The organism is Parasphingomonas halimpatiens, assembly GCF_036663795.1.
In the GTDB taxonomy this organism is placed as follows: Bacteria; Pseudomonadota; Alphaproteobacteria; order Sphingomonadales; family Sphingomonadaceae; genus Sphingomonas.
The window spans coordinates 17,647-44,248 of record NZ_JAXOJP010000016.1; the positions used below are offsets into that span (position 1 = coordinate 17,647).

Consider the following 26,602-nt stretch of genomic DNA (forward strand, 5'->3'; position numbering starts at 1 on the left):
CAAGGGTGTGCGGGAGGGACAAATCGAATGAAACAAGGTGCAGTAGGCCCATCCGTAAAGGGAACGCTGCCACTTTATCGCTCGCTCGCACCATTGTCTGTCGAGGAACACGGGCAGCTTGCGCTGCGCAGGTCGGGCAACGCCTACGGCTTTGCGCGCAAGGCGTCGCTGGTCCCGATTACCATCGATGAGTTCGAACATGCGATGCTCGCATATCCGATCGTCCTGCTCGGACCGGACAGGCAAGCCGCGATCGTCGTCGGGCTGGAACCGGAGCGAAATCTGTTCGTGTCGGAGCAGGGCAGCTATGCGCCCGGCATTTACGTGCCGGCGTATCTCCGGTGCCATCCATTTGCATTGGCCCAGAGCGAAACCGGCGAGGCTCTCGTTTGCATTGACGAAAGTTCGGACCGCCTGGTGCCACTTGGCAGCGATCAATCCGACCCCCTGTTCGTCGATGGTCAACCGAGCGAAACGGCGCAAGCCGCCATCGCCCTTTGCCGCGCCTATGGTGAAGCCGAGCGGCGCACCGCGACGTTTGTCCAGTTGACCGAGCGCTATGGGCTGCTCGAGCAACACAAGGCGCATTTCACACGGCCCCGGGCGGACGGAACACCGGGAGTGCCCGAGTTGCTCCTTGATTACGCCACCGTTTCGCGGGAGCGGCTGCACGAACTGGCGCCATCCGGGCTAGCTGCAATCCGCGATGCGGGTGCGCTCGCCCCCGCTTACGCGCAGATATTTTCAGCGGTTAATTGGGACGTGCTGACGCTTTGGGCAGTCTGATCAGTTCGACAACGGCGTGTCGGGCGACACAACGTGTGTCCGGTTCTCGCGAGCTGTTGACGTGACCCCCAACGTTCATCCAGCCAAAACTAGAGTCCGTTCGTGGTTGTCGCGCGAGAGCGCGGGTGAAGCAATGGCCTGCACGCGTGCAGGCCATTGCTTTTCGATGCCGGCGGCGAATGCCGCCGGGGTGGCGTAACCGAGCGACGAGTGCGGCCGCTCGTCGCGCGTGTAGCGCAAGCCGAGCGTCAGCCGCGTGCCCGGGGTGAGCGAATAGGTACCCTCGGCATAGGCCGCATAGGACCGGGTCTTGGGCAGGCCGGTGGTCAGCGTCGGCACCGGTGAGGCAACGCAGGTGCCCGCGACGCACATCGGCGTGACGCCATTTCCGACCAGCGTGTTGTCGTGCAGGTAATAGAGGCCGGCGATCCAGCTGAACGGGGAACCGCTCGCCCCCTTGGAGCTGAGCTGGAATTCCTGGCTGAAGGTAGCGCTATGCCCGGTCAGCACGGAATAGGTTGCCGCCTGTCCGGACACCAGGGTGCCGGGGTCGCCGGTGAGGTTGGGGCTGGATGTCGCCTCGCTGTGGATATAGCCGGTCATGCTGACGAAATTGGCGAAGCCGAGATCCTGCTCGATCTTCATGCCGAGCAGATACAGCGTCGAGATCGAATTCCCGTCCCGCCGGTCCGCATTGCGGTAGCGGCCGAGATAGGGCGTGCCGTCCGTGCCCAGCGCACCCGGCGGAATCGCATCCACCAGACCCTGGTCGCTGCTGATATGGGTGAACATGCCCTCGAAGGTGATCTTCGTCCCGGCCGACGGGGTCCACTTGATCTTGCCCTGCAGCCCGGTTTCCTCGAACTTCATGTTCTCGTTGCCGGTGACGGTGTTCAACCCCCAGCCGTCGCTCTGCTTGGTGTGGGTGACCGCGATACCCGCCGAGACCGTGTCGCCGAGCGGGGTGGCCGCATAAAGGTTCAGCGAGAGGGTGTTGTAATTGGCATAACCGACCGACGCATCGACACGCGACTGTTGCGACGGATCGCGGGTGATGACGTTGACGAGACCGCCAGTGGCGTTGCGACCGTACAGCGTGCCCTGCGGCCCCTTGAGGACCTCGACCCGCTCGATATTGTTGAACGAGAACAGCGTCGATGCCGTGTTCGGCATGTAGAAGCCGTCGATATAGGTCGCGATCGGCGCCTCGGTGTTGAACCCGGAGCTGGAGGTGCCGATGCCACGCAGATAGATGTTCGTGCTCGCGCTGCCGCGCGTCGTCGACAGACCCGGCACGAGCCGCGGAAGATCGGCGACGGTTTTCAGGCCCTGGGTCGTGAGCGAATCGGCCTGAATTGCGGTGACAGACAAAGGCACCGTCTGCAAATTGGCCGAGCGTCGGGTCGCGGTGACGATGACGTCCTGCACGCCGCTTTGGGTGGTGTCGTTGGCGTCATTGGCCTGCGGGCTCGCTGGTGACGGCGCATTGACGGAGGGGCTCGGCGCCTGCCCGCCGTTGCCCGCCGACGACACGCCCGACTGTGCGAGTGCGGCAGCCGGCAAAACGATGAGCGACGTCGTCGTCAGCAACCCGGCGATCCTTGAACAGCGCATTACATCCCCTCCATATTATATTTTTCAATGGGTTACCGAGGAGATTTGGCCTCCCGCCACCTTATGGCAATCGTCTAACACCTCCTTTCGCGGGGCGAAGATATCAAGTTTGTCGGGGTGATAACGGGACGGGGGCGAAGGCCTGGATATCAGGAAATAGAATACAGGTTCCAAAGTCAGACTGGGCCAAGCGAGGCACGTCAAGCGACAGAGATCCTCCGCATTGACCCTGTTCTGCGCCGCGATGATGTTCGGCCTGTAGATCGCCGGTTAGTCTTCGGAGCAGGCGCAGGCGTTTGATGACTCGCTCCGGAAAACACGAATGCTGAACGCGCCGAATCAGCTCGGTGCTAGGTCACGCGAACTTCGACAATTTCGGCGCGGTGCGTGAGCAGTCCGTGATGGAGGTTGATACCGCCGAGCGGCGCGGGCAGCTATCCGCAACGCCATCGCCCGGTACGATAGGTCAAGGAAGTAAGCGACAATGCACGCGACGCGGCCTGGACGCGAGTTACGGCGGCGGCGAGAAGCAAGGCGTGGAGGTCACGGAGAAAAGCTGGCGCGAGCTCGGCAAAGGCTGAGGGTCGCGACCACGCGCAAAGGCGGCGGACGTCCGGCGCGCCGGAACCAGCTGCACCCACCCTCGTTACGGCCCTGAACCAACGCCGGGAGAGCGAGGATGGGAACAGGTGCGTGTTTTAGCTGCGTTGCGTGCCGATCATGGTGATCATAGTCCTCGATCTCCTCTCCAATCAATGGACGGACGGTGCCGGTGGGGCTGGAGGGACTGGGCCCCTGTGATTGGCGCGAGGCCCGGCCGATGAGTATCGGCGAAAGGGCGCGCAGGGCCGGGCTGATAGAGCAGCTGGGTCCAGGCCTCGTCACCGGCGCGGCCGATGACGACCCAAGCGGCATCGCCACCTATTCCCAGGCCGGCGCGCAGTTCGGCAACGGCTTGCTGTGGACCATGGTCCTGACCTATCCGCTGATGTGCGCGGTCCAGCTGGTCAGCGCCCATATCGGCCGCGTCACGGGCCAGGGCCTGGCGCGCAACATGGGCAAGATCCTGCTGCGCTGGATCGTCACCATCATTGTCGCGTTGCTGTTCGCCGCCAATACGATCAATATCGGCGCCGATCTCGCCGCGATGGGCGATGCGGCCGAGCTCGTGATCGGCACCGGCGCGCACGTCTTCACGTTTGGCTTTGCCGTCATCTCGCTGCTGCTCCAGATGTTCATTCCCCACAGGCGCTACTCGAACATCCTCAAATGGCTGACGCTGGTGCTGCTGTCCTATGTCGCACTGCTGTTCATGGTGAAGGTCGACTGGTCGGCGGCCGGCGGCGTCATTCTCCCAGTCCGGCATTCAAGTTTCGATTCCGTTGGCCTCCATCGACCTTAAGCTGCAGGATAGCCGATCTGCTCGACGGCCGCGCCAAGACGATCCGATCGGTTACGCAATCCCTGGCGGCATAAGACAGAGGCGAGCCCTTGATGCATCCGCGGCACCCGGCGCGCCCCAGGCGCATGAGATGCTCACATGACGTGGCCCTCGTTTGTCGTGAACTTGACGCGCACGAAGAGTTTAAACCCTCCTGGGTCGGAGCCATATTCGGGCTTGAATGCCAGCGGTATGAAGTCTCTGGTGTATGAGCCCCCAACGCGCAACGAGAGGCCATGCTGATCAAGCAGGGTCCGCTCGTATCCAAGGGTAAGTGCCTTCACCCATCTGGGATCCGTCTGACCGCCAATCGTCCCGGCCTCAAGCTGCTGAGGCGTGATCTGCAAGATCTCGGCCCTGCCGAAAAATGCGTTCATTCCTCGCTGATAGACTGCTTCTGCAAGAAGGCTGGTTTGCGAGACGCTGTTGCCATCTCGCCCTCTTGCCCAGACAAGTGAAGATCGCAACGTGCCCTGTCCGATCCTGTACGACGTTGCCAGCCACGCTGATATGAACTGGCTGTGTTTTTCAACTCCCGCATCATCCGGCGAAAGCACGTCACCGTAGGACGCTCCGACCTTGACGTGATCGTCAATGTCCTGGGTGAGGCGGAAGGCGAAGGAATCCGGGCCGTGCAGAGGCAGCGGCCAGCTCACCGCGGCACCGCTGAACGCCGTCGCCTCAATTGTGGTTCGCGCAAAATGATATCCGACGCCAAGCACGGTCGAAGCGTCATGGAACCCATCCTGCAGCCCGTGGCCCAGCGGCGCATCTGGGTTTCCCTCTGCGGACTGACGATGCATGAACGGGACGGGGCCAATCGCAGCAGCCCCGCGGGGAGCAAACAGAAAAGTCAGTTGCTGGTCGCCGCCTGAACCAAGCGCGATAACATCCCGGACCTCCAGAGCCATGAGCGTGTCATGGGCATGCATATTATCGATATTTTCGGTTTGCAGGAGTTGCGGCGTCCCCCTGTCGCCGACCGTCAATTGCTCGGGCGACCCCATCAAGCTGACGCTCAAGTGATTATCCGGTGTCAGGTCGTGGTCGTACATCAGCATCCAGCTGCCAGGGCCAGTCAGGCGTGACTGACCGCGCGCGCCAGTTGTGTGCGAATAGACCGCAAATTGATTGACCTGCAGCATGAACGAGGATGCGGGCTTTCCCCGATCAGTCATGTCCATGCCTGCGCTGGACATTGGTGGACGATCGGCAGCGCGCGGTGACGACCCGGCCGCGGGGCTTGCGTCTGGAGCCGTTGTCGGTCCTTGATTGGGCTGTGGATCGCCGACAATGGTTCCCGGAGCTGCCTGCCTGTTGGGCATGCACATCTTCATATCGGGATTCCAGCGTTCGCTCGGCGAACACTTCGACTGAGCGGCGTTGGAAGGGGTACCCAACAGGATCGTTGCTGCAAAAAAGCCCAGAGCCAGGGGCCGCGCAAGAGATACCCTTGCCACCCCCGCAAGAGGCGTCAAAGTCAGGGCATCGTGCATATGGAATTCTCAATGATCAGAGGGGACCGCGATGAAATCAAAACCCTCGACTCTGGCGCGAAGATTCACAGTCAATAATTCGGCGCTCGGCGTAATGTTTCACATGGCTGAGATGCAAAGCAGGCTAGACCTGTTCTAGGGGCGGCTTCGCTTCGTTGACGCCATTTTCAGTCCTTTCGTTCGGACATCAAATATTTGATCAATGCGGCGATCCCCAGAACCGCCAAGATCAGCACCACCCAGCCGACCCCGCCCATTCCCCATCCCATGCCATACATCATGTCGGCCTCCTCCCGTGAACGTCAGAAAAACAATCACTTCATCGGCACATGCTGGCACTTCAGCCGGCTCCTCCGCGGCGCTGCGGGCAGGCGGCCCGTTTCGCCATGTTGACCCATTGTTCGCGACAACCGGATCCCAACGAACTGGTCTGCGGATGCCGCGAACGCGGAAGTGAACAACGACAGTGCGACGGCAACAGAGACAACCCCGGTTAATAGGCGCCGATGTTACTGGTTTGGGTGATGAACTGAGTGATCTTCAGGTGCGGGAGACGGCGCAACCGACGGTGTGCTGCCCTCGCTCGGTCCACCCTGCATCATCGCGCCACCCATCATGCCGCCCATTTTCTGCATGTTGGCCATCATCCCGGCCATCTGACCATGCATCTTTTGCATTCGCGCTTTCATCGACGGATCGCTGGTGCTGTTCATCATGGCGCTCATATCCGTCATCATCGCGCTCATATCCCTCTGCATGCCGCCCATGCTCCGCGCGCGGCCGGCGCACGGCGCAGCCGTTGCCGAGTGCCGATGGACATGGCTTGGCTTCGCATGCGTTGAGTGCCGGTGCGCTGACCGCCCGCCCGAGTGGTGATCCGGTGCGGGCTGGGCGATTGCGGCGGAGGCGGCCACCAGGGAAACGGCGGTCAGTGCGGCGACGATGGTCGTCTTCATTGCTTCACTCCTCTGAGGTATCGCAACCTATACGCGGCTGTCGCCTTCACCCCTCGAAACCAGTCGCGAAGGCCAAAATAACGGGCATTCGAACGTGTCTCTGCCGCCCATGAGGTCGGCATGGGTGGCCGCGGGGAGGAGCGTTTCACCGGCCGCGACATGATCGCTACCGGATAGCGGCTCGAGGGCGCGATTTTGCGATGCCGAGCGGTGAGGACCGGCGCTGAAAAGAGTCCCGCCCCGACAACGCCTGCCGAATTGATCTGTAAATCCAAAACATTGAGACGAGGAAGGGGGCCCATCGATCGACGGTCCTCGCCCGGGCCGGTACCGCCGGACTGCTTGGAACAGGTATCCGTATTGGACTCTGCGCCGCGAGCGGGTTCCTCGCGGCCGGCGCCTTCTGATGAGCATTCGCCCGGTACCACGTCTGGATCCGGCCCGCGTGTTCGCGTCATAGCGACGAGATCGATTCAAGCGACCGCCATGCGGAAGCGCCATCGGTCAACCCGGCCTGCACCGATCCTCATGCAGGGCTTCGCGCTCGTCGCGCTGCTGCTATTGTGCGCTCCTCCCGGCTTGGGAGCCGCGAGGCGCTAACATGTCGATCGCGGAGAATTGCCGGGGCCTTAAGGAGACAGAAGATGAGCGATAACGGAATTGATCGCAGAAGCTTGCTGGCCACCGGCGCCACCATTGGCGCAGCGGCGATTACTGGTCTGGCTGGCGGAGGGGCATCCGCAAACACGGCGCCGCCTGCGCTTGCTCCAGGCTTCGCGCCGCAACCGCTTCCCTTTGATCCGGCGTCGATCACCGGCCTGTCGGCCAAGCTGCTGACCAGCCACCACGACAATAACTATGTCGGTGCGGTGAAGCGGCTCGGCGCGATCACGACCGAGTTCGGAAAGCTCGATCCCGCCACCGCGCCCGGCTTCGTCCTCAATGGCTTGAAGCGCGAGGAACTGATCGCCTGGAACTCGATGATCCTGCACGAACTCTATTTCGCCGGCCTCGGCGCGCCGACCCGTCCGGGCACCGCGCTCGCCGCCGCGATCGAGCGCGATTTCGGTAGTGACGCGCGCTGGCGCAGCGAGTTCGCCAGCATGGGCAAGGCGCTCGGCGGCGGATCGGGCTGGGTCCTGTTGACCTACAGCCACCGCGACAACCGTCTGGTCAACCAATGGGCAGCCGATCACAGCATGACCCTGGCCGGCGCCACCCCGCTGCTCGCCCTCGATATGTATGAGCACGCCTATGCGATCGATTACGGCGCGAAAGCTGCGGCTTATGTCGACGCCTTCATGGGTGCGGTGAACTGGACTTCGGCCGATACGCGCTTCAAGGCCGCGGCCGGCCGATGAGGCGCGTCGCAGTCATCGGCAGGATCGTGGTCGCGATTGTTGGGCTCGTTTCATCGGCGGGCTGCCATGCCGGGCCGCGCAGCGTCTCGCCGAACGACCCGGCATCGCCGCTCCGGCTGGAGCGGACGATCGCGCTGACCGATGTGAAGGGTCGGATCGACCATCTCGCGCTCGATCTCGCCGACCGCGTCCTGTTCGTCGCCGAATATGGCAATGGCAGCGTCGATCGCGTCGATCTTGCGAGCGGCAGAGTCACCGGGCGCATCGCCGGACTGCACGAACCCCAAGGCGTCGCGTACCTGGCCGCCGCACGACGGCTGGTAGTGGCGAGCGGCGACGGCAGCGTGCGTTTCTACGCCGGAGACGACCTGCACGAAGTGGCGCGACTGGAACTCGGCGACGACGCCGACAATATCCGGATCGATCCGCGCAACGGCCATGTCGTGGTGGGCTATGGCAGTGGCGGACTGGCAGTGATCGATCCGGATACGCCGCGCGTGATCGGCCGGCTGCCCCTCCCCGGTCATCCCGAGGGATTTCGGATGATCGGGGCGCGAGTGCTGATCAATGTGCCCGATCGCGGCGTCATCGTTGCGGGCGATATCGACAGCGGCCGCGTGACCGTCCGCTGGCCGACCGGTACGCATCGGCTGAACTTCCCCTTATCGGTCGAGTCCAACGGCGGCTGGTTCGCGGTCGCCTATCGCCTGCCGGCGGCGCTGGCGCGCTACGACGCGGCGAGTGGTGCCCAGCTGTCCATGCAGGGCGTCTGCGGCGACTCCGACGATCTTTTCGTCGACGACACGCGAATATATGTGGTGTGCGGCGCGGGTCACGTCGATGTCGTGCCGGTCACCCCTGCCAAGTTTGCCATGGTGCGCGTGACCACCGCGAGCGGTGCGCGCACCGGTTTGTTCGCACCGGAACTGCACAGGTTGTTCGTCGCGGCCCCGGCGCGCGGCGAGGTGGCCGCCTCGATCTCGGTGCTAGTTACCCGGTAACGCAGATCAGGAGGCCCGGCGCGGCTACGGCAACACCGCTACCGGAGCGCGGTCTCCTGACAGCCTTTGCCTTTTCAGGCGGGAGTCTGCGGCACAGGCCGGCCGTTCCATGCGAAGCCCATGGCGATGGCGACAAGCATCAGGAGTTGCGCCAGCACCGACTGCAAGGTGGGATAGATGCCGAGCATCGAGATCCTGGGCACGCTGGCGATTGGCGCGATATCGATGATGCCGGCCTCCTGGAGCGCTGCAACGCCCTTTCCGGCGAGGACGACGGTGAGAACCGCCATCAACCAGGCGCTGTAGCGAAAGAACTGCGCGATCGGCAGAGTCCGGCTGTAACGCAACATGGCCCACGCGATCGCCGCCAGCACCAGGCAGGCCGATCCAGCGCCCGCGAGGAGCACACCGCCATTGCCCTGGGTCCATAGCGCGGCATAGAACAGGATCGTCTCGAACACCTCGCGGTAGACGACCACGAACGCCAGCCCGAACAGGAACCAGCCCGAGTCGCCGGGGATCGCGCGCGCCATCTTCTCGCGGATGTATCGCTGCCACCGGTCCGCCTGCGACTTGCCGTGCATCCAGATGCCGACCGAGAGCAGAACGACCGCTGCGAACAGCGACCCGAACCCTTCGGTCAGCTCGCGGCTGGCGCCGCTGATGCCGATCGCGAAGGTCGCGACCGCCCAGGTCAGCGCGCCCGCGAGAAGCGCACCCACCCACCCCGCATGAACATAGGGCAGGTCGGCGCTGCGTTCGGCCTTCCGGAGGAAAGCAATCATGGCGACCACGATCAGCAGCGCCTCCAGACCCTCACGCAGTAGAATAGTGAACGCGCCGAAGAAGGTCGATGCGCTGCTCGACGCTGACGGCTCCAGCGCCGCCTCAGCATCGTCGAACAGACCGCCAAGGACCTGGATGCGGATTGCGAGGTCGCTCGCCGGCGCGCCATGATCTACCGCAGCGCGATACTCGCCCATCGCACCTTCGATCCGGTTCATCAGCGTCGCATCGCGCGCGGTCAGTGTCGGTTCGATCGGTTCGAACCCGTCCAGATACGCGGAAAGGGCGAGCTCGCGAGCCTGTTTGCGGTCGCCCGTCCGATAGGCTGCGAAGCTTGCGGCGAGCTTGTGACGCGCGACGAGCAGGGACCCCGGCGCCTGCTGAACCACTGCGTCCGGGTGCCGGCGCAAATAGGCGATCACCGCATCGGCTTTCGCTTCGCCAATTCGGGCGGCGAGGGTGGCCGGGGTCAGGGAGGTCAGCGTCTTCAGATCCGGAATAGCGGGGCGAAGGGCGGTATCGCTTTTCCAAAGTCGTTCGCCTTCCCTTGCCTGCGCCTCTGTGAAGGCGAACCCGCCTGCGCGAAAGGCGAGCGCCCAGCGGTCCTGGTCAGGCAGGCCGGCGAAGCTCTGCATGGCTGTACCGTCGAGGCCCTGGGTGATGACCTGATAAAGCGCGAAAGGGCTGCGCTGCCGCGCCCGACCGAGATCGGTGAACGCAATGGGCGGTGTCGTGAGCTTCGCTGCGTTCGGGCCGTGGCCGTCGCCCGCCGCGCCGTGGCAGGCGGCGCAATTCGTCGCGAACAGCGCGTCGCCGCGCGCCACGTCGGGCGCGCTATTCGGCGCGAGCGGCACAGGATAGGCAATGAGCAAATCGGCGGCGATGCCATGAGCCAGTCGGGCGATCTCCGCCGGCTGCGTCTTGCGCGCAACGGCCTGCTGCAGGTTCTTCGCCGCTTCGATCAGCCCGGCACGTTTCGGGCCCGGCGCGAGCGCGGACATTCGGGACGTCACCGACGCCGCGAATTCGGTCATCTCCGCATATTCGGAAGCGCTCTTGATTTTGCCGTCGGCGACTGCGCCGCCATAGTCGACAGCCATATAGTCGAGCAGGCGCCAGGCTGTCTGGACGTCAGCCGCCTGCGCGCTGGCGGGCGCGACAGCCCCGAACAGCGCAAGGAGCAGGGCAAAGAGCGCCATCGCGATAGTGGCGGTGCCGCGAGCGCGCGGCCGCCCCATCGCCCCGGTGGAACTGGCGCCCGGCGTTGCACGCGGGTGAAAGACCATGATCATGTGCGGTGCGATACAGTCTCTAGCGACTATAGGGTCAAGCGGTTTCTCGCTATGGATTCGCATTAGCGTGTGCAGCCGCCTTCGGCACCAACTGTTCGTCGGTTGGCAGGCCCGCAACGATCAGGCGATAACCTCCTCGAGCAGCAGCAAGGAAAGGAAACCAACAAAGAACATGGCGCTGATGAGCGGGCTGTCCGGCTTTTCGTGCGCTTCGACCAGCAGTTCCTCGGTAACCAGATAGAGAAGCGCGATCAGGCCGAAACTGAGAAACCCCGTAATCACGACCGGCGGAAACAGCGCAACCGGCGTAGCCAGTAACGCACCCAGCGGCATCAGAAGTCCGATTGCCGTGGTGATCGCGACGACCTTCACCTTCGATCGCACCGTCTCGCCAAGGCCCTCGGTGACGGTCACGCCGAGGAACAGCACTTCAAACGTGAGCGCGATCGTTAGCAGGAGCCCGGCCTTGGCGCCGGCGATGAACGCGAGACCGAGTACCAGCCCGTCGATCAGGATATCGGTACCAACCGCCCCGAGCATTCCGAGCGGCCCACCAATGCGGCCCTCGATCGACTTGAGCGAGAGCATGGCGACGACGCCAAGCGCGCCACCGACGAGCGTCGCCAGCGGCGAGGCGCCGTGCATCTCCTGCGGCAATATCTCGACGGCGGCAGCCGCGAACACGACCCCGGCGGCGAGGTGCTGAATGGCGCTGGTGAGCGCCGGCCCGGGCTTGCGCAGCACTGCGACGACAGCGCCGATGAAGACGGCCATCACCGGCATGATCGTATAGGGAAGTGCCGTCATCATGATGTGCTGCCGATCGCGTTGCTGATCGAAGGAATACTCTACCCATCATCGCCAGCGCCACGGAGCGATGTCCGGCAAAAACCGCCGCCTCAGTTTATAAGGCTCGTGACTTCCGGAAGCGATACTTCTGGCCTGACAGCATTTCGCTGCCCCAATTCCCCCAGCGCGTGGCGAAGAATCTGGCTCCCACCAACGATGCCAAGCGAAGCCATGATTCCCGCGACGATGAGATCGGGCCACTGGGTGCCCGTCCCGACCACTCCGACGGCGGCGGCGAGGACCGCGAGATTGCCGATCGCATCGTTGCGCGAGCAGATCCACACCGATCGCATGTTGGCGTCGCCGCTGCGATAGCGGTAGAGCATCAAGGCAACGCCGCCATTCGCGAGGAGGGCGAGGAGGCCAACGGCGCCCATGGTTCCCGCACGGGGCACGCCATCGCCGAGTGCGGCGATCAAGGTCGTGATCAGCACGTAGATGCCGAAGAGAAGGATCGTCCCGCCCTTCAGCACCGCCGCGCGAGATCGCCACTGAAGCGCCATGCCCGCGACGCCGAGGCTGATCGCGTAATTCGCTGCGTCGCCCAGAAAATCGAGCGCGTCCGCCTGAAGCGACCGTGAGCCCGAAGCGACCCCGGCGACAATCTCGCCAGCGAACATCGCCAGGTTGATCGCAAGCGCAATCCACAGGACGCGCCGCCACCTTTTGTCGGCCAGGGAATCGATAGTGTCGGAGGCGCAGCTGCTGCAAACCACGAAATCACCTCGACTTATAGCGCTCGCCCCCCATATGGACCCTGAAGCCACTACAGGGTCAAGGCCGATGGAAACACTGACGATCGGACGACTGGCCCGCGCCGCCGGCACCACCCCGGAAACCGTTCGCTGGTATGAACATGACGGCCTGATGGCTGCGCCGGCACGCAGCAGCGGCAACTACCGCGTCTATGGTTCGGACGATCTCGCCCGGTTGAAGTTCATCCGTCGTGCGCGCGAACTCGGCTTCACGCTCGACCGGGTCAGGGCGCTGCTCGACATTGCCTCGAACCGCAGCGGGAACTGCGCCTCGGTGGACGCGGTCACCAAGGACCATCTGGCCGAAATTGATCGCAAGATCGCCGATCTGAAGGTGCTTCGGGGCGAACTGGCCAGTCTGGTCGCAAGCTGCCAAGGCGGCACGATCGACGACTGCCGGATCGTCGAGGCTCTCGGCACCCGCTCCAATTGATCGCACGCTTCGGCGTCGCGGGTACGTCGGCGCAACCGGTGACTCCCTGCTCGGTCAAGCGGTCAGGTGTTCGAACAGGATGGCGCTCCCGATCGCGGCGGATGCCATGTGAGCCGGGACATCCCCGCCATCATCGCCGCGGGAGGATTCGGGATCGATATACTGGAGACCGCGTATCTGGCCGGCACGCCGAATTGGTCGGGCTTCAACTATTGGGGGTTCGGAGAAAGCGAGGCAGCAAGGCCGCAGCCGCGGGGAAAACGGGTGCAAACCGATGGCTCGGCGCCTATCTCGAAGCTCGGAGGAGCATGCCAATGGCCGACCAGCACTGGGGCGAGGTATATCGCTGCAAGGCGCCGGACAGCGTCAGCTGGTATCAGCCCTCCCCGGAGCCGTCGCTTGAGGCACTGGACCGGTTCCATGTGCCAAACACCGCGTCGCTGATCGATATCGGCGGGGGCGCGTCGAGCCTTGTCGATTGTCTGGTCGACCGTGGATGGAGCGACCTGTCAGTGCTCGACATCGCGGGGTCGGCGCTCGAGGTGGTAAAAACTCGGCTCGGACCATCGGCCGACAGGGTCCGGTGGGAAGTGGCCGACATTACCGGCTGGCTCCCGGACCGCACCTACGACGTCTGGCATGATCGGGCCGTGTTCCACTTCCTCACTAACGCCGAACATCGCGACGGCTATCGCCGCGCGATGGCTGGGGGTGTTGCCCGCAACGGCCTCGTCGTCATGGCCACCTTTGCGCTCGACGGTCCCGACCGGTGCAGCGGCTTGCCGGTTCAGCGCTATGATGCGTCGGGCCTGCTGGCGGAGATGGGTCCAGGCTACCAGCTGCTGGAAAACTGGCGTGAGCAGCACACGACGCCAGGCGGCGGGAAACAGGCGTTCAACTGGTGTGTCTTCAGACGAATCCCCTGGTCCGACCCCGCGAAGGAAGCATTGCCGTCGGCGTAGCGCGCGAATCACGCACCACTGCACCGTTCCATTCAGGATTGCCGGTCGCGCCCGAAGGAACGACTGCCCGACCCGGAGCCGGGTCAAGGCCTTCAACCGGACCGGGCCGGCGCGCAAGCGCGCCAGCCCTCACCAGATCGCTGCTCGCGACCGCTACCGCGCGCGAATGTCGGTGATCTCACCTCCGGCACCACTGAGCCTCAGATCGAATGCGGCCGATTCGCCAACCCTGGCCTTCGCGACGATCGATGGAGCGGCCTTGAACGCCATGGTCATTGCCGGCCAGCCGGCGTCGGGAATCGCGTGATGCTTGAGGGTGATTTTCCCGCCGGCCGCGTCGATCGCGGTGACGACCCCGAGGCCGTGGACGATCTTGCCGGTCTGGTCGGCTGCCCCGCCCGCCGGCATCGCCATGGACTGGGCGGTTGCCGCCGTACTGGGCGCGTTGCTGCCGGTCTTGGATCCGCAGCCGGCGAGCATGAGGGTACCAGCGAGGATCGTTGTGACGATAGGCAGTTTCATCGAGCTTCTCCTTCCAGATTAAAATCATTCGCGGTCGCGGGCCGGCGCCGGAGCAAGAGGTAAGCGGCGGGCACGACGAGCATCGACAGCAAAGGCGCGGTAAGCGTTCCGCCGATCATGGGTGCCGCAATCCGGCTCATCACCTCGGCACCTACGCCGTGGCCGACCAGGATCGGGAACAGCCCGGCGAGAATTACAGCCACCGTCATCGCCTTGGGGCGCACGCGGAGCAGGGCACCCTCGCGGATGGCCTGCTCGGTCTCGAGTCCTGACGGCGCCGATCCGCGCGCGGCCAGCGCCTGCTTCAGATAGATCAGCATCACCACGCCGAACTCGGCCGATACCCCCGCAAGCGCGATGAACCCCACGCCCGTCGCGACCGATTGGTTGTAGCCCAGCAGGTACAGCGTCCAGATGCCGCCGGTCAGGGCGAAGGGCAGCGTGCCCATGATCAGCGCCGCCTCATCGAGCCGGCGGAACGTCGCGTAGAGCAGCAGGAAGATGATCAGCAGCGTCGCCGGGATGACCAGCTTCAGCCGCTCGGCCGCGCGCTCGAGATATTCGAACTGGCCGGTATAGGCGATGCTGACCCCGGGGGAGAGCTTCACGTCCTTCGCGACGGCCCGCTGTATGTCGCCGACGACCGTGGACAGCGCCCGCCCGCGGGTATCGACATAGACCCAGGTGGTCGGCCGCCCGTTCTCGCTGCGGAGCATCGGCGGTCCTTCGGTCACCCGGATATCGGCGACGGTGCCGAGCGTGATCTGCTGAAGCGACGGGGTCAGCACCGGCAGGTTGCGCAAACCATTGACGCTGTCGCGCAGCTCGCGCGGGTACCGCACGCTGATCGGGTAGCGGGCGAGGCCCTCGACCGTCTGGCCGACCGTTTCGCCGCCGATCGCCCCCGACACCACACTTTGCACGTCGGCGATGTTGAGCCCGTAGCGGCCGGCCGCCGCGCGATCGATGGTCACATCGATATAGCGCCCGCCGGTCAGCCGCTCGGCGAAGGCCGAACTGACCCCGGGGACTGTCTTCGCCACCCGTTCGACGTCGCGCGCCACGCGGTCGAGCTCGGCCAGGTCGGACCCCGATACCTTGACCCCGATCGGGCTCTTGATGCCGGTCGCGAGCATGTCGATCCGGTTGCGGATCGGCGGCACCCAGACATTGGCGATCCCCGGCAGTTTCACTGTCCGGTCGAGTTGCTCGACCAGCTTCGCCGGCGTCATGCCCGGACGCCACTGGTCACGCGGCTTGAAGCGGATCGTCGTCTCGAACATCTCGAGCGGCGCGGGATCGGTCGCCGTCTCCGCGCGGCCGGCCTTGCCGAACACCGTCTCGACCTCGGGCACTGTCTTGATCAGCCGGTCGGTCTGCTGGAGCAGCCGCGACGCCTGAGCGGTCGAGATACCGGGCAGCGTCGAGGGCATGTAGAGCAGATCGCCCTCGTCCATCTGCGGCATGAACTCGCCGCCAAGCTGGCTGAGCGGCCAGGCCGTGGTCGCGAAGATCAGCGCCGCGATCACCAGGGTCGCCTTGGGCCGCCGCATCACCCAGTCGAGCGCGGGCCGGTAGATCGCCGTCAGCCAGCGATTGATCGGATTGGCGCTCTCGGCCGGGATGCGCCCCCGGATCAACCAGCCCATCAGCACGGGCACAAGCGTCACCGACAACAGCGCCGCGCCCGCCATCGCATAGGTCTTGGTGAAGGCAAGCGGTGCGAATAGCCGGCCCTCCTGACCCTGCAGGCTGAACACCGGAATGAACGAGAAAGTGATGATGAGCAGGCTGAGGAACAGCGCCGGTCCGACCTCGCTCGCCGCCGTTGTGATCACGCGCCAGCGTTCCTCGCCCGCCAGCGTTTCGCCCGGATGATCGTGCGCCCAGCGTTCGAGATGCTTGTGGGCATTCTCGATCATCACGACCGCCGCATCGACCATCGCGCCGATCGCGATCGCGATCCCGCCCAATGACATGATGTTGGCGTTCACCCCCTGGAACCGCATCACGAGGAACGCGATCAGCACGCCGATCGGGAGCGTCAGGATCGCGACCAGCGCCGAGCGCGCGTGCCACAGGAACAATGCGCAGACGATCGCAACGACGAGGAACTCTTCGAGCAATTTGCCCTGAAGATTCTCGACCGCCGCGTCGATCAATGCCGAGCGGTCATAGGTCGTTACCACCTCAACGCCGGCCGGCAGGCTGTGTTGCAGCTCGGCGAGCTTCGCCTTGACCGCGCCGATCGTCTCCCGCGCATTCTTGCCCGATCGCAATATCACCACCCCGCCCGCGACCTCACCATGGCCGTTCAGTTCGGCGACGCCGCGCCGCATCTCCGGTCCGATCTGGATCGTCGCGACATCGCCCAGCGTGACCGGCACGCCGCCCGCGGCGGTCTTCAGCGGCACGCTCCGGAAATCGTCGAGCGTCTTCAGATAGCCGCTGGCGCGAACGGTATATTCCGCCTCGCCCATCTCGACGACCGAGCCGCCGGCTTCCTGATTGGCGCGTTTGAGCGCATCGACGACAACGGATTGCGGGATGCCGTAGGAGACCAGCTTCGCCGGATCGAGCACGACCTGATATTCCCGGACCATCCCGCCGATCGCCGCGACCTCGGCGACGCCCGGCACACTTTTCAGTTCATAGCGCAAGAACCAGTCCTGGATCGAACGAAGCTGTGACAAGTCATGCCGACCGGTCTTGTCGACCAGCGCATATTCATAGACCCAGCCGACGCCGGTCGCATCGGGCCCGAGTAATGCGGTCGCACCGGCCGGCAGGCGACCCTGAATCTGCGACAGATATTCGAGCACGCGACTGCGTGCCCAATAGAGATCGGTGCCGTCCTCAAACAGGACGTAGACATAGCTGTCGCCGGTGAATGAGTAGCCCCGCACCACGCGGGCGCCCGGCACCGACAGCATCGTCGTGGCCAGCGGATAGGTGATCTGGTTCTCGACCAGCTGCGGCGCCTGACCGGGATAACTGGTGCGGATGATGACCTGCACGTCGGACAGGTCGGGCAAGGCATCGATCGGTGTCGAGCGCACCGCGAGCACGCCCGCGACGACCAGCACCAGCGACGCGACCAGGACGAGCACGCGGGCCCGGACCGACATGCGAATGACGGCGGCGATCATCGCCGCTGATCCGCAGGCGTCATCGGGGCGCCCTCCAGAGGCTTCGCATCGATGCCGCCGAGGCTCGCCTCGGAATCGAGCAGGAACTGGCCCGAGGCGACCACCTTCTGGCCCTCGGCGAGCCCCGCCAGAATTTCGGTCCTCCCCCCTCCTTCCCGGCCAAGCCTGACCTCGACCGGCCGGTAGCGGCCACCCGGGCCGGCGATCATCACGAGGTCGCGCTTGCCGGTCCGGATCACCGCCTCGCTCGGAACGAGCAGCCCCGACCCGCCTTCGCCGCCGAGATGGACGGTCGCGAACATACCCGGCCGCAGCCGGCCGCCACGATTGGGAAGCTCGATCCGCACCGTAAGCGTGCGGCTCTCGGCCTGAGCGGTCGGCAGGATCGCGACCACTCTGCCAGTGATGGTCTCGCCCGGCAGCGCGGTAAGCTCCGCGCGCACCGGCCGGCCGACCCGAACCAGCGCTGCCTGCGCCTCTGGCACGGCGGCATTGAGCCACACCGTCCCGAGCCCCGACACCTGTGCCAGCGTCTGGCCCGCCGAGAGTGTCATGCCGGCACGCACGTCGAGCGTCTGGATCACGCCACCGATCGGGCTTCGGATCGTCGTCATGCCCCCACCGCCGGCGCCGCGCGCGCCGAGCAGGCGCAGTCGCTCGCGCGACGCGGCGATCAGCGCGGGATCGCCGGTGCGGGTGACGGCACGCAACTCGGCCTGGGCACCGCCCCATTCGGGAACAAGGACATCGGCCAGCGGCGCGCCGGCACCGATCACGTCGCCCGGCGCACGCGCATAGACACGCTGGACGAACCCGGCCGCCCGCGCCTGCACGACTGCCATGTCGCGCTGGTTGAAGTCGATCGCGCCGGTGACCGTCAGGTCTGACGCGAGCGACCCGCGTTCGACGGCCACGAGCCTGACGCCGAGCGACTGGACTGCCGCCGGATCTACCCTGACCCCGGTATCGGCAGGAGCGGCGCCAATTCCCGTATCGGCATATTTGGGGATCGTCTTCATCCCCATCGACGACAGGCCCGGCCCATCATGATGCTCGGCCGGAATCATCGGGTCGTACCAATAGAGGATACTGCGTTCGCCGGGCATGGCGCCGCCTGTTGCCGGCGTGGGTGCCGACGGCGCCGTCAGCCGCGCGGCGCCGAAGCCGATCGCGCCGCCGGCCAGGATCGCGACAAGCGCGACGCGCGACACGACGCCGCGGGGAGTGAGATCGCGCGGGGTCATCAGGATATGCTCCGATAGGTAAGCGCAAGACGCGCACCGTCGATCGCGACCAGGGCTTCCCGGTCGAGTGTCGCGAGGGTCGCGTCGACCAGCGCAAGATGCGCGTCGACGACATCGACCAGGCTTGCGCGGCCAGCGCCGTAGCTGGCGGTTTCGAGATCGACACGCTGGCGCGCCAGTGGTTCGAGCGTGTCGCGTGAACGCATCCACTGCGCGTGATGCATCGCATGGTCGGCGAGACCGCCATCGAGCGACGCCGCCAGCCCCCGAGCCGCATCCTCACGCTCGGCACGGGCTCGCGCGGCCTCGGCCTGCCGCGCGGCGATCATCGGTTCCTGCCGGTGGCGCTTGAACAGCGGCAGTCCGATGGTCACGCCGGCCGAGACATAGTCGCCGAACCGCGGGTCGCGGCGCTGATAGCTGAGATCGATCCCGAAATCGGGCCGGCGCTCGGCCTCTGCGAGCCGCACATCGGCCTCGGCCTGACCGACCCGCGCCGCGATCGCAGCCAGCGAGGGATTGGCATCGAGCGCCCTGTGCAGCCGCGCAGCATCGATCGGGAAATCGGGCACCGGCCCCGCCACCGTCGGAGCTATGTCACCCGTCCAGCGCACCAGGTCGGCACGCGCGCGACCAACCGCGGACACGAGTTCGTCCCGCCGATCGTCGAGTGCCGCCAGCGCCTGCCTGCCCGCCAGTACCTGACCGGGGCGAGCACCGCCCGACGCGACCGCACCGGGTGTGGTGCCCACCAGCCGGTCGAGCCCAGCGCGCGCCGCGTCGAGCGCGGCAAGACGCCGCTCGGCATAAGCGAGCGTGATCCAGGCAATGGCGGTCTCGACCTCGACAGTGCGCGACTCGGCGCGAATGTCGGCATCGGCCGCCGTAATGTCCGAATCGGCCCGCGCCTGTTGCGCATGGCGCTTGGCGAGATTGGGAAACTCCTGCGACACGCCGATACGCGCCATGGTGAAATTGTCGCGTGACGGCGCGAACGCCAGCGGTCCGGAGACGGGGAAACTCTCGACGCCGAGCGAGAGTTTCGGATCGGGCAACGTGCCCGCGGCGCCGCGCGCCGCCCGGCTGGCATCGGCGCCGAGCTGCCGGGCATGGAGGGACGGCGCGTTTGTGCGAGCATGCGCCAGCGCTTCATCGAACGTTAGCGGACCGGCCAGGGCGGGTGCCGCAAGGCAGGCGGACGCCAGCAGCGCGGCGCAGAATATGGATCTTATCATATGGGGTTCCCCGATCGCGGCCGCGCGAGCGGCCGGTTGACCGGCGGGGACGCGCCCCGCCGGCCGGTCGTCATCACGTTCGGGCGATCACGATTTCCGGGAGGTCCGCATCATCGCGCAGGCGCACGACGCCATGGCTTTCGTGTCTGGGTCGGAGCCGACCCAGACACGATGCGGCGGGGTCAGGGGAGTGCGGGGTCCTGCCTGCGCGCTGGCGCGCCATTCGGAATGACCCTGCGCGGGAGCCGCGGACTGCGGCGTCGATGCTAAAGCAGGCGCGGCAACGAGAAGTGCGGCGACGCCAAGTGCGGCCGCAACGAGACGATTCGACATAATGATATCCTTGATCTGAGCTTGGTGATCGACCGCGCGCTCACGTTGAGCGGCGAATCGACGGATTCCGGCTGTCAGATCAGGAAACTGGGAGGATCGGGCTCGGGACCGTAGGAGCGGCCGGCAAGACGGGTGACATCCCGCGCGGCGGGAGCGATGCAAACGGTCGCACGCACGTCCATCGCGACGATCGCGGGTTCAAGCGCGCTTGCCGTGAGACAGCCCATTGCGGCGATGCACTGCCAGGTGAGCTTCTTGCACGGCGCATCGTCCGAGGACGGTGTCGTCCCCATGTCCTTGCAGTCCATCCCCGCCATCGCCGCCTGCACGGGCGCCGGGCTCGCCATCACGGGCGCCATCGCCATCGCCGTCGACTGGCCGGCAAGGCCGACCATGGCGAACATCAACAGGAGGAGGCGCAGGAAGCGGGTCACGACGGCGCCAAACTAGGGCTGCGCCGCGACAAGTCAATTCGCCTAGAACCAGCGAAGAGCCTGATCGTCCCTGACGGGTGCGGACACCTTCCCCTGTAATCGGCGGTTCGGACTTCGCGGCCAGGCATCGTTCGGCTCAGATCTGGGGCAGATGCCCACCACTCAGGCCAATCCAGCCCGAAATGCCCATGTAGAGCGCGATCACCACCATGAGCCCGCCCGACGCATAGGGCGCCCGGCGCGCGAACGTGCTGAACCCGGACCAGCGCTTGCTGATATGCTTGACGCTGAGCGAGGCAAGGACGCCCGCGCTCACCATCGTCACTGCGAGCCCGACGCTGAAGAACAGCACGAGGATCACGCCAAGGCTGATCTGCTTGAGCTGAAGACACAGCAGCAGCACCGTGATGGCGGCGGGGCATGGGATCAGGCCGCCGGTCAACCCGAACAGGAGAATCTGGCCAGTGGTGACGTTGCGCCCGCCGAATCGACGCGTGATATCGTCTGCATGGGCACGTTCGTGCGCGTCCATGAAGGCGCCGTCACGCCCCAGCGTCAGGCCCGTCTCGGCTTCGTCTTCATGATCGTGACCGTGCTCGGCGAAGTGCAGCTCATAGTCATGCGTATGACCGCCAAGTCCGAGGCTCAGGCGCGCGGTGAATATGTGCGGCTCCGGAATCTCGTCGATGCTTTCGAGATAGTCGCCGCGGTCGACAAAGGCGAACGCCTGACGCGCCTCGTCGGGCCTCTCGGTAACCACCATGACATCGCCGTCCGGCCACGTCTGGCCACGCTCAGAGCGCAACCGCCAGCGCGGCGGCACACCGTCCTCGAACACTTCGAGCGCGACGACACCGTGCCCGGTATCGATCCGACGCACCTCGTCGCCATGATGATGTCCGTGATCGTGAGAATGATCATGCCCATGACTCGCCTCGAGCACCTGATCACGCCGGGTGCGCCAGATCATCCAGGCGCCGACGCCGAGCACGATGACGGCAGAGGCCAACTGAAGATAGGGCTCGCTCGTCGTGGCATCGAGATTACGGCCGAGATATTGCCCGCCGAGCGCAATCACCCATACCACCAGCGAATGCGAGATCGCCGCCGACAGGCCGAGCAGGATCGCTTGCCCCACGGTGCCGCGAATGGCGATGATGAACGCCGCCATCATCGTCTTGGAATGGCCCGGCTCGAGCCCGTGCAGCGCGCCGAGCAGGATCGCGGTCGGAATGAAGAGCCACGCATTGCCGTGCGCGAGCAGGTCGGGGAGAGACTGCATCGATGTTACTTTCAGAGATATTTGGTGAGCGACTTGAGCTCGCGCAGCGCCTGGTCGGCACTCAGGCCCCCATCGGCGACGGCATCGGCGATGCAATGCTCCATATGATCATGGATCAGCGCGCGCTTCACCGTCCGGATCGTGCTCTCGACCGCCTGCAGTTGCTGGGCAAGATCGAGGCAGGATCGACCGTCGGTCAGCATCGTCAGGATCGAGGCGAGGTGTCCCTGCGCCTGGGCGAGGCCGCGACGGACCTCCGGATCTGATGCGTGCGACATCGACACCCCCTACCCCCTAGGGGGGAGGGGTACAAGAACCGAATGGCGTCTGTCACGAGCGAGCAGGGTAGCGGCGCCCCGGGGCACAAGCACAAGCGGGACGTGCCGCGCAAACAAACGGCTTCCGCAGAAGGACAAAGGCGCAGTCATGCGGCTGCGCCTCCATGCCTGCCATCTCGATGTCCAATTGCTTTGGTTCGGGCTTCGTCTGTCCGCCGCCCGCTTCGATCGGGCGGCGGGGCTGGCCGATCGTCAGTAGCCGTAAGGGCCGTAGCCGTAAGGGCGGTAGCCGTAGTTCCCATATGCGCGGTGACGGCGACGCCACTCCTCGCGCTGGTGCTCGCGTCGATGCTGGAGCTGCATCCGGTAATCGGCTTCCTCGTGCTGATATTGCAGGTCACGATGGAGCTGGGCATGCCCCCAGGGAGACAAGCCCTGCTCATGGGCCTCGTCATGCTCTTCGTCGAGCTGATCGTGGACATCGTCGTGCCGCTGGTCGAGCCGGTCGTGCTGCCAGTCATGACGGCCCTGCCAGTCCTGCGCCATCGCTGGCGCTGAAAAGCCGAGAACCGCTACCGCACTGGCTGCAGCAAGTATGATTTTACGCATGTCACTCTCCTACACTGGCCACCCTCCCGTAAGTGACATGGTCTGAACGCCCCCTGATCGCACTTCGCAGCCGTGGTTCAGGTAGATGGCTCACAGTTAATCCAGCAGGCAGAAGCGGTGCCCGATCCTGCGAGAGGTCCGCGTTCCTGGCCACCGCACTGAGCGGCCCGGCGCCGGCTCGAATGGCTTTCATGTCGCGTGTATGGCGCACATTCCGCAGTCCGCCGATGGATCATCGCCGGCCGTCAGCAGTACCGGTGCGAAACCGCCACCAGCAGTACGCATGTTGGTGGTCTGACCCTGATATAGTCGCGCAGCGGCGAGGAGGACCTGTCCGTCATAGGTGTAGAGGCGCAGGTCGATCTTGCGTTTGACTGCCTCTCCATCAAGCAGGATGACACGTTCGCTGGGCGGCACATATGCCTGGGCGACATAGTCGCTCCCGAGGATTTCGGCCCACACCGATTTCGTCAGCTTCTCGCCACGGTAGGCCGCCTTGCTGGCATACCCCCGGGAAGGCTTGAAGAAGAATTGCCGGCGGTCGGCCCAGAGCCGCTCGGCGGAAGCTCGCGTGACGCGCTCCGTTGCCGGAATGCCTTTGGTCAGCGTCTCGACGAGAGCCTGGTCGAAACCCCAATCGCCCAGCAGGGCCGCGTCGGACAGCAGGGTGAGATTGCGCTTGTCGGCGAATATGGCGTGGACGTGAGGGTTGGGCGTCACGACCGCGGAGCCGTCGAGATAGGCCGCTCGCAATGCCGCATGCTCGGGTCGATCGAGCGAAAAATCGACCAGCCGGTTGTAGACCAGATCGACGCGCTCGCCCCCATATTGGAGTTCGCCGGAAACATATTCCAGCTTCGACGGATCGGCGATCCAGACACGATGGCCGGCGCGCTCCAGCAATCGGCGGGTCAGCAGGAATTCGGGATAGAGATATTGCGCCTCGGGTTCGTCGTCGACGATGGCGATCGACGCCGCTTCGCCACTGCCGCGCTGGTAGCGCCATTCCTTCGCGAACATGGCCGCCACCGCGCCCTCGAACGCCTCGGGCAGGACAAGGTTTGACGGCTGGGAGGAACAGCAGGCGCGTTGCGCGCGCGCGAGAACGGCGTTCAACATGGCGCCGCCCGCATTGCTATTTATCTCGATCAGCGCCGGTCCATTTTCGCCCAGATGGAAGTCATAGCCCATGAATACGCCGCGCGGACCAAAGTCCCGACAGGCACTCGCAGGCGCCCAGTCCAGTACCGCTGCGCGATAGCGAGGATCGGATGCGACCGTCTCGATGGCCATGATGACGCGGCGCATCTGGGCGAGTTGCGACGCGCTGATGAAGACCGCCACATCGGAGAAAAGATTCGGGCGCGCCTCCAGCAGCGATGCCGCGAAGGCGGGCTCCTCAGTCTCGCCGATGATCGCATCTCGCAGGGCACCGCGATCAAGGGTGAGGCAGATGCACTCCTGATTGACCAGCAGAAGCTGCGACTCGAGGGCTTCATCAAAGGTCGGCACCGGGTTGAATTCCTTTGAATCGCGACGTGGAAAGAGGCTCGGAACTGCTGTGCAGGCCACCGGGATCATGGCGGCCGGCTTCCCGCCTTTCACGATTTTCCGGCAAAACGGCGAGCGCTTCGCAAATGCTCAACGCCCGATGATTGAATTCGCTTCGCGCGGATCCTTCACGGGGCGATCAATCCCTGTTCCGCGGCGGCGGCGTCGTACAGGAAGGCGGCATTGGGATCAGGGAGACCGTAGCGCTCGTGATCCTCTTCGCCGAGGCGGGTCAGGAGGTTCCGGATAAGGGCGAGGCGGGCATGGCGCTTGTCGTCCGCGCGGACCACGGTCCAAGGTGCCGCAACGCTGTGCGTACGTGCCAGCATCTCATCGCGCGCCTTGCTATAGGCCTTCCACCGCCTGGTCGCCTCGCTGTCGATGGGGCTGATCTTCCACTGCTTGAGCGGATCCTCGCGACGGGCCGTCAGGCGCTTCTTCTGCTCCGCCTTCGAGACGTCCAGATAATATTTGACGAGGGTGATCCCGCAATGTTCGAGCAGCTGCTCGAACATCGGCGCGGTCGTCATGAACTCCTCATATTCCTTGTCGCTGCAGAAACCCATCACGCGCTCGACGCCGGCGCGGTTGTACCAGCTGCGATTGAACAGGACGATCTCGCCCGCGGCGGGGAGATGGGGTGTCCAGCGCTGAAAATACCAGGAGCGGCGATCGCGATCCGAGGGCGGCCCGAGTGCCACCACGCGTGTGTCCCGCGGGCTTAGATGCTCAACGATCCGCTTGATCGCGCCGTCCTTGCCCGCGGCGTCGCGGCCTTCGACGATGACCAGCAGCTTGCGGCCATCCTCGATGATCCGGTGCTGCAACGCGGTAAGCCCGATCTGGAGCGAGCGAAGCTGTTTGGCGTAGCCGGGCTGGTTCTTCACTTTCTTGGCCATCTTGGTCTTCTCCGGTTTGCGATCAAGGCCGCGTGACACTGCGGCCGAGTGAAGCGATCCGTCTTCCGTGGAACGCGGCACGTTGCCCTATTATTATCCCTTCAAAGCTCGTGATCGTCCGGGTGACGGACGATGCGCCTTTGCCGGCGCGAGAAGCGCGAGCCGACCCGGCAGCCGCAACGCCAGGCAACCAGCGCCACCGGCCGCTATCGCTGCCACGACGAATGCCCCATCGGGGAAGGCCGACAGGCCGAACAGCAGGCCCCCCAGCGCCGATCCGAGCGCCTGGCCAAGGCTCGAAGCCGCGGTCTGGCGACCAAGCGCGCGGCCATGGGCAGCGCCCGAGGCCAGTGACACCCAAAAGACGAGGATCGGCGAGACGATGCCGGCGCTCGCCGCGACGAGCCCGACCGCGACGAACATCCCGACCGCGCTGGTCATCAGGGGCACCAGCGCCAGGGCGAGCGCGAGCGATCCCAACGCCGGCGCAATCATCCATCTTGTCGCACGCGCGGGGACCAGGGGATTGAAGACCATGGCCTGGACGACGAGCATGACCAGGCTGCATTCGGTAAACATGAGCCCGATCTCGGCGGGACCGAGGCCCAGGCGCTGTTGGGCGCGCAGGGCGAGGCCGACTTCGAAAGCACCAATGCCGGCAGACACGATCGCCGCGAGCAGAAGCATCGTCGACACCAGCCGGGGCGAGCCTTTCGCACTCCGCCGCATCGGGGCGGGGCCCGTTTTCGGCCGCGCGGCCTCTGGAACGGCCAGCCACACGCCGATCGAACCGACTGCCGCGGCTGCCGCGGACACGAGGAAGGGCAATCCGGATGGAGGCATGCCGCTGCGCCACATCTGCGCGACGCCGCCCCCGATGGTCGGGCCGAGCAGGAAGCCGCTTACCCCGGCGATGGTCAGCCAGGCGAAGCGGTGCGCGCGCCAGTCCTCATCGGGTGCCCAATCGCTGATCAATGCCAGCGACACTGGAATGACCGCGGCCGAGAAGGCGCCGGTCAGGAAGCGACCCAGATAGAGCGCGACCAGGCTGTCGATGAACGCGAACAGCAGGAGGCTGGAGGTGAAGCCGCTCATCCCGATCAGGATGACGGTGCGGCGCGGCCACCGATCCGAGATGCGTCCCCAGAGCGGCGCGAACAGGAACAGCGCGAGGGTGTAGGTACCGGTCAGCAGGCCGGTGTGCCAGGCGACGTCGGCGCCCGGTCCGAGCCGGCGTTCGAGCAGATAGGGCAGTACCGGCAGGGCGATGCCATAGGCCAGGGAAACGGTGAACGCCGCCACGAACAGGGCGGCGAGCGCCGGAAGCGGCAATG

At 65.2% G+C, this 26,602-nt stretch carries 22 protein-coding genes and 1 pseudogene; 7 read left to right on the plus strand and 16 right to left on the minus strand.

The features are described 5' to 3' along the window. Positions 1–27 precede the first annotated feature (27 nt). Positions 28–786 (plus strand): SapC family protein, encoded by a 759-nt coding sequence (locus U1839_RS15990; protein ID WP_332804596.1) that lies wholly within the window; start codon positions 28–30, stop codon positions 784–786. 225 nt (positions 787–1,011) lie between these two features. Here U1839_RS15990 and U1839_RS15995 read toward each other — a convergent pair. Then, positions 1,012–2,400 (minus strand): annotated as a pseudogene (locus U1839_RS15995) (TonB-dependent receptor); the annotation flags it as partial. Between the two features lie 766 nt (positions 2,401–3,166). On the opposite strand from U1839_RS15995, the gene U1839_RS16000 reads away from it, so the two are divergent. Next, on the plus strand, positions 3,167–3,802 hold the full coding sequence (locus U1839_RS16000) for an NRAMP family divalent metal transporter (protein WP_332804597.1): 636 nt from the start codon (positions 3,167–3,169) through the stop codon (positions 3,800–3,802). Between the two features lie 134 nt (positions 3,803–3,936). Here U1839_RS16000 and U1839_RS16005 read toward each other — a convergent pair whose 3' ends face one another. Together U1839_RS16005 and U1839_RS16010 are read right to left on the minus strand one after the other, a co-directional pair. Beyond that, a complete protein-coding gene (locus U1839_RS16005) occupies positions 3,937–4,986 on the minus strand; it encodes a hypothetical protein (RefSeq protein ID WP_332804598.1) in 1,050 nt (349 codons plus the stop codon). An 860-nt stretch (positions 4,987–5,846) separates the two neighbouring features. Continuing rightward, positions 5,847–6,293 carry a hypothetical protein gene (locus tag U1839_RS16010; RefSeq protein WP_332804599.1) on the minus strand — a complete coding sequence of 149 codons (447 nt, stop codon included), beginning with the start codon at positions 6,291–6,293 and terminating at the stop codon, positions 5,847–5,849. A gap of 644 nt (positions 6,294–6,937) precedes the next feature. Between U1839_RS16010 and U1839_RS16015 the strand changes: the two genes are divergently transcribed. Beyond that, positions 6,938–7,654, plus strand: a complete 717-nt coding sequence (locus U1839_RS16015) for a superoxide dismutase (protein WP_332804600.1) — start codon at positions 6,938–6,940, stop codon at positions 7,652–7,654. Continuing rightward, the gene (locus tag U1839_RS16020; RefSeq protein ID WP_332804601.1) at positions 7,651–8,655 is read left to right on the plus strand and encodes a YncE family protein; all 1,005 of its coding nucleotides are present in this window, start codon (positions 7,651–7,653) and stop codon (positions 8,653–8,655) included. Before U1839_RS16015 ends, U1839_RS16020 begins: the two co-directional genes overlap by 4 nt. Before the next feature lie 74 nt (positions 8,656–8,729). On the opposite strand, the gene U1839_RS16025 is transcribed toward U1839_RS16020, so the two are convergent. From U1839_RS16025 to U1839_RS16035, 3 genes are all read right to left on the minus strand, one after another. After that, positions 8,730–10,679: an FTR1 family protein gene (locus tag U1839_RS16025; RefSeq protein WP_443030630.1), complete on the minus strand. Its 1,950-nt coding sequence runs from the start codon at positions 10,677–10,679 to the stop codon at positions 8,730–8,732. A 174-nt stretch (positions 10,680–10,853) separates the two neighbouring features. Next, positions 10,854–11,540, minus strand: coding sequence for a ZIP family metal transporter (locus U1839_RS16030; protein WP_332804670.1), 687 nt, complete (start codon positions 11,538–11,540; stop codon positions 10,854–10,856). A 92-nt stretch (positions 11,541–11,632) separates the two neighbouring features. Then, positions 11,633–12,298, minus strand: coding sequence for a cation efflux transmembrane domain-containing protein (locus U1839_RS16035; RefSeq protein WP_332804602.1), 666 nt, complete (start codon positions 12,296–12,298; stop codon positions 11,633–11,635). A 67-nt stretch (positions 12,299–12,365) separates the two neighbouring features. Between U1839_RS16035 and U1839_RS16040 the strand changes: the two genes are divergently transcribed. Together U1839_RS16040 and U1839_RS16045 are read left to right on the plus strand one after the other, a co-directional pair. After that, entirely contained in the window at positions 12,366–12,770 is a 405-nt protein-coding gene (locus U1839_RS16040; RefSeq protein WP_332804603.1) for a MerR family transcriptional regulator, read from the plus strand. Positions 12,771–13,084: 314 nt separating this feature from the next. Next, positions 13,085–13,732, plus strand: a complete 648-nt coding sequence (locus U1839_RS16045; RefSeq protein ID WP_332804604.1) for a class I SAM-dependent methyltransferase — start codon at positions 13,085–13,087, stop codon at positions 13,730–13,732. 153 nt (positions 13,733–13,885) lie between these two features. Here U1839_RS16045 and U1839_RS16050 read toward each other — a convergent pair whose 3' ends face one another. From U1839_RS16050 to U1839_RS16080, 7 genes are all read right to left on the minus strand, one after another. Next, complete coding sequence (locus U1839_RS16050; RefSeq protein WP_332804605.1) at positions 13,886–14,254, minus strand: copper-binding protein; 369 nt, start codon at positions 14,252–14,254, stop codon at positions 13,886–13,888. Continuing rightward, positions 14,251–17,403: an efflux RND transporter permease subunit gene (locus tag U1839_RS16055; protein ID WP_332804606.1), complete on the minus strand. Its 3,153-nt coding sequence runs from the start codon at positions 17,401–17,403 to the stop codon at positions 14,251–14,253. The genes U1839_RS16050 and U1839_RS16055 overlap by 4 nt, the downstream gene beginning before the upstream one ends. Further along, positions 17,400–18,647 (minus strand): efflux RND transporter periplasmic adaptor subunit, encoded by a 1,248-nt coding sequence (locus U1839_RS16060; RefSeq protein WP_332804607.1) that lies wholly within the window; start codon positions 18,645–18,647, stop codon positions 17,400–17,402. The genes U1839_RS16055 and U1839_RS16060 overlap by 4 nt, the downstream gene beginning before the upstream one ends. Then, positions 18,647–19,882: a TolC family protein gene (locus U1839_RS16065; protein WP_332804608.1), complete on the minus strand. Its 1,236-nt coding sequence runs from the start codon at positions 19,880–19,882 to the stop codon at positions 18,647–18,649. The genes U1839_RS16060 and U1839_RS16065 overlap by 1 nt, the downstream gene beginning before the upstream one ends. A 407-nt stretch (positions 19,883–20,289) precedes the next feature. Then, positions 20,290–20,649, minus strand: coding sequence for a hypothetical protein (locus U1839_RS16070; protein WP_332804609.1), 360 nt, complete (start codon positions 20,647–20,649; stop codon positions 20,290–20,292). A 136-nt stretch (positions 20,650–20,785) separates the two neighbouring features. Next, a complete protein-coding gene (locus tag U1839_RS16075; protein ID WP_332804610.1) occupies positions 20,786–21,931 on the minus strand; it encodes a nickel/cobalt efflux transporter in 1,146 nt (381 codons plus the stop codon). 11 nt (positions 21,932–21,942) lie between these two features. Next, positions 21,943–22,209, minus strand: coding sequence for a metal-sensing transcriptional repressor (locus U1839_RS16080; protein ID WP_332804611.1), 267 nt, complete (start codon positions 22,207–22,209; stop codon positions 21,943–21,945). Positions 22,210–22,518: 309 nt separating this feature from the next. Here U1839_RS16080 and U1839_RS16085 point away from each other — a divergent pair, with 309 nt between their 5' ends. Continuing rightward, a complete protein-coding gene (locus tag U1839_RS16085) occupies positions 22,519–22,767 on the plus strand; it encodes a hypothetical protein (protein WP_332804612.1) in 249 nt (82 codons plus the stop codon). Between the two features lie 240 nt (positions 22,768–23,007). On the opposite strand, the gene U1839_RS16090 is transcribed toward U1839_RS16085, so the two are convergent. From U1839_RS16090 to U1839_RS16100, 3 genes are all read right to left on the minus strand, one after another. Next, the gene (locus U1839_RS16090) at positions 23,008–24,399 is read right to left on the minus strand and encodes an ATP-grasp domain-containing protein (protein ID WP_332804613.1); all 1,392 of its coding nucleotides are present in this window, start codon (positions 24,397–24,399) and stop codon (positions 23,008–23,010) included. 98 nt (positions 24,400–24,497) lie between these two features. Beyond that, positions 24,498–25,268: a polyphosphate kinase 2 gene (gene ppk2, locus U1839_RS16095; protein ID WP_332804614.1), complete on the minus strand. Its 771-nt coding sequence runs from the start codon at positions 25,266–25,268 to the stop codon at positions 24,498–24,500. A gap of 93 nt (positions 25,269–25,361) precedes the next feature. Beyond that, the gene (locus U1839_RS16100; protein WP_332804615.1) at positions 25,362–26,600 is read right to left on the minus strand and encodes an MFS transporter; all 1,239 of its coding nucleotides are present in this window, start codon (positions 26,598–26,600) and stop codon (positions 25,362–25,364) included. Between the last annotated feature and the right edge of the window lie 2 nt (positions 26,601–26,602).

Bases quoted from the DNA above. Each gene is read 5' to 3' on its own strand.
- U1839_RS16005 (WP_332804598.1), bottom strand. From the start codon at position 4,986: ATGCTGCAGGTCAATCAATTTGCGGTCTATTCGCACACAACTGGCGCG.
- U1839_RS16080 (WP_332804611.1), bottom strand. From the start codon at position 22,209: ATGTCGCACGCATCAGATCCGGAGGTCCGTCGCGGCCTCGCCCAGGCG.
- ppk2 (WP_332804614.1), bottom strand. From the start codon at position 25,268: ATGGCCAAGAAAGTGAAGAACCAGCCCGGCTACGCCAAACAGCTTCGC.
- U1839_RS16020 (WP_332804601.1), top strand. From the start codon at position 7,651: ATGAGGCGCGTCGCAGTCATCGGCAGGATCGTGGTCGCGATTGTTGGG.
- U1839_RS16025 (WP_443030630.1), bottom strand. From the start codon at position 10,679: ATGGGGCGGCCGCGCGCTCGCGGCACCGCCACTATCGCGATGGCGCTC.
- U1839_RS16055 (WP_332804606.1), bottom strand. From the start codon at position 17,403: ATGATCGCCGCCGTCATTCGCATGTCGGTCCGGGCCCGCGTGCTCGTC.
- U1839_RS16075 (WP_332804610.1), bottom strand. From the start codon at position 21,931: ATGCAGTCTCTCCCCGACCTGCTCGCGCACGGCAATGCGTGGCTCTTC.
- U1839_RS15990 (WP_332804596.1), top strand. From the start codon at position 28: ATGAAACAAGGTGCAGTAGGCCCATCCGTAAAGGGAACGCTGCCACTT.
- U1839_RS16050 (WP_332804605.1), bottom strand. From the start codon at position 14,254: ATGAAACTGCCTATCGTCACAACGATCCTCGCTGGTACCCTCATGCTC.
- U1839_RS16045 (WP_332804604.1), top strand. From the start codon at position 13,085: ATGGCCGACCAGCACTGGGGCGAGGTATATCGCTGCAAGGCGCCGGAC.
- U1839_RS16030 (WP_332804670.1), bottom strand. From the start codon at position 11,540: ATGACGGCACTTCCCTATACGATCATGCCGGTGATGGCCGTCTTCATC.
- U1839_RS16090 (WP_332804613.1), bottom strand. From the start codon at position 24,399: ATGATCCCGGTGGCCTGCACAGCAGTTCCGAGCCTCTTTCCACGTCGC.
- U1839_RS16015 (WP_332804600.1), top strand. From the start codon at position 6,938: ATGAGCGATAACGGAATTGATCGCAGAAGCTTGCTGGCCACCGGCGCC.
- U1839_RS16060 (WP_332804607.1), bottom strand. From the start codon at position 18,647: ATGACCCCGCGCGATCTCACTCCCCGCGGCGTCGTGTCGCGCGTCGCG.
- U1839_RS16010 (WP_332804599.1), bottom strand. From the start codon at position 6,293: ATGAAGACGACCATCGTCGCCGCACTGACCGCCGTTTCCCTGGTGGCC.
- U1839_RS16040 (WP_332804603.1), top strand. From the start codon at position 12,366: ATGGAAACACTGACGATCGGACGACTGGCCCGCGCCGCCGGCACCACC.
- U1839_RS16065 (WP_332804608.1), bottom strand. From the start codon at position 19,882: ATGATAAGATCCATATTCTGCGCCGCGCTGCTGGCGTCCGCCTGCCTT.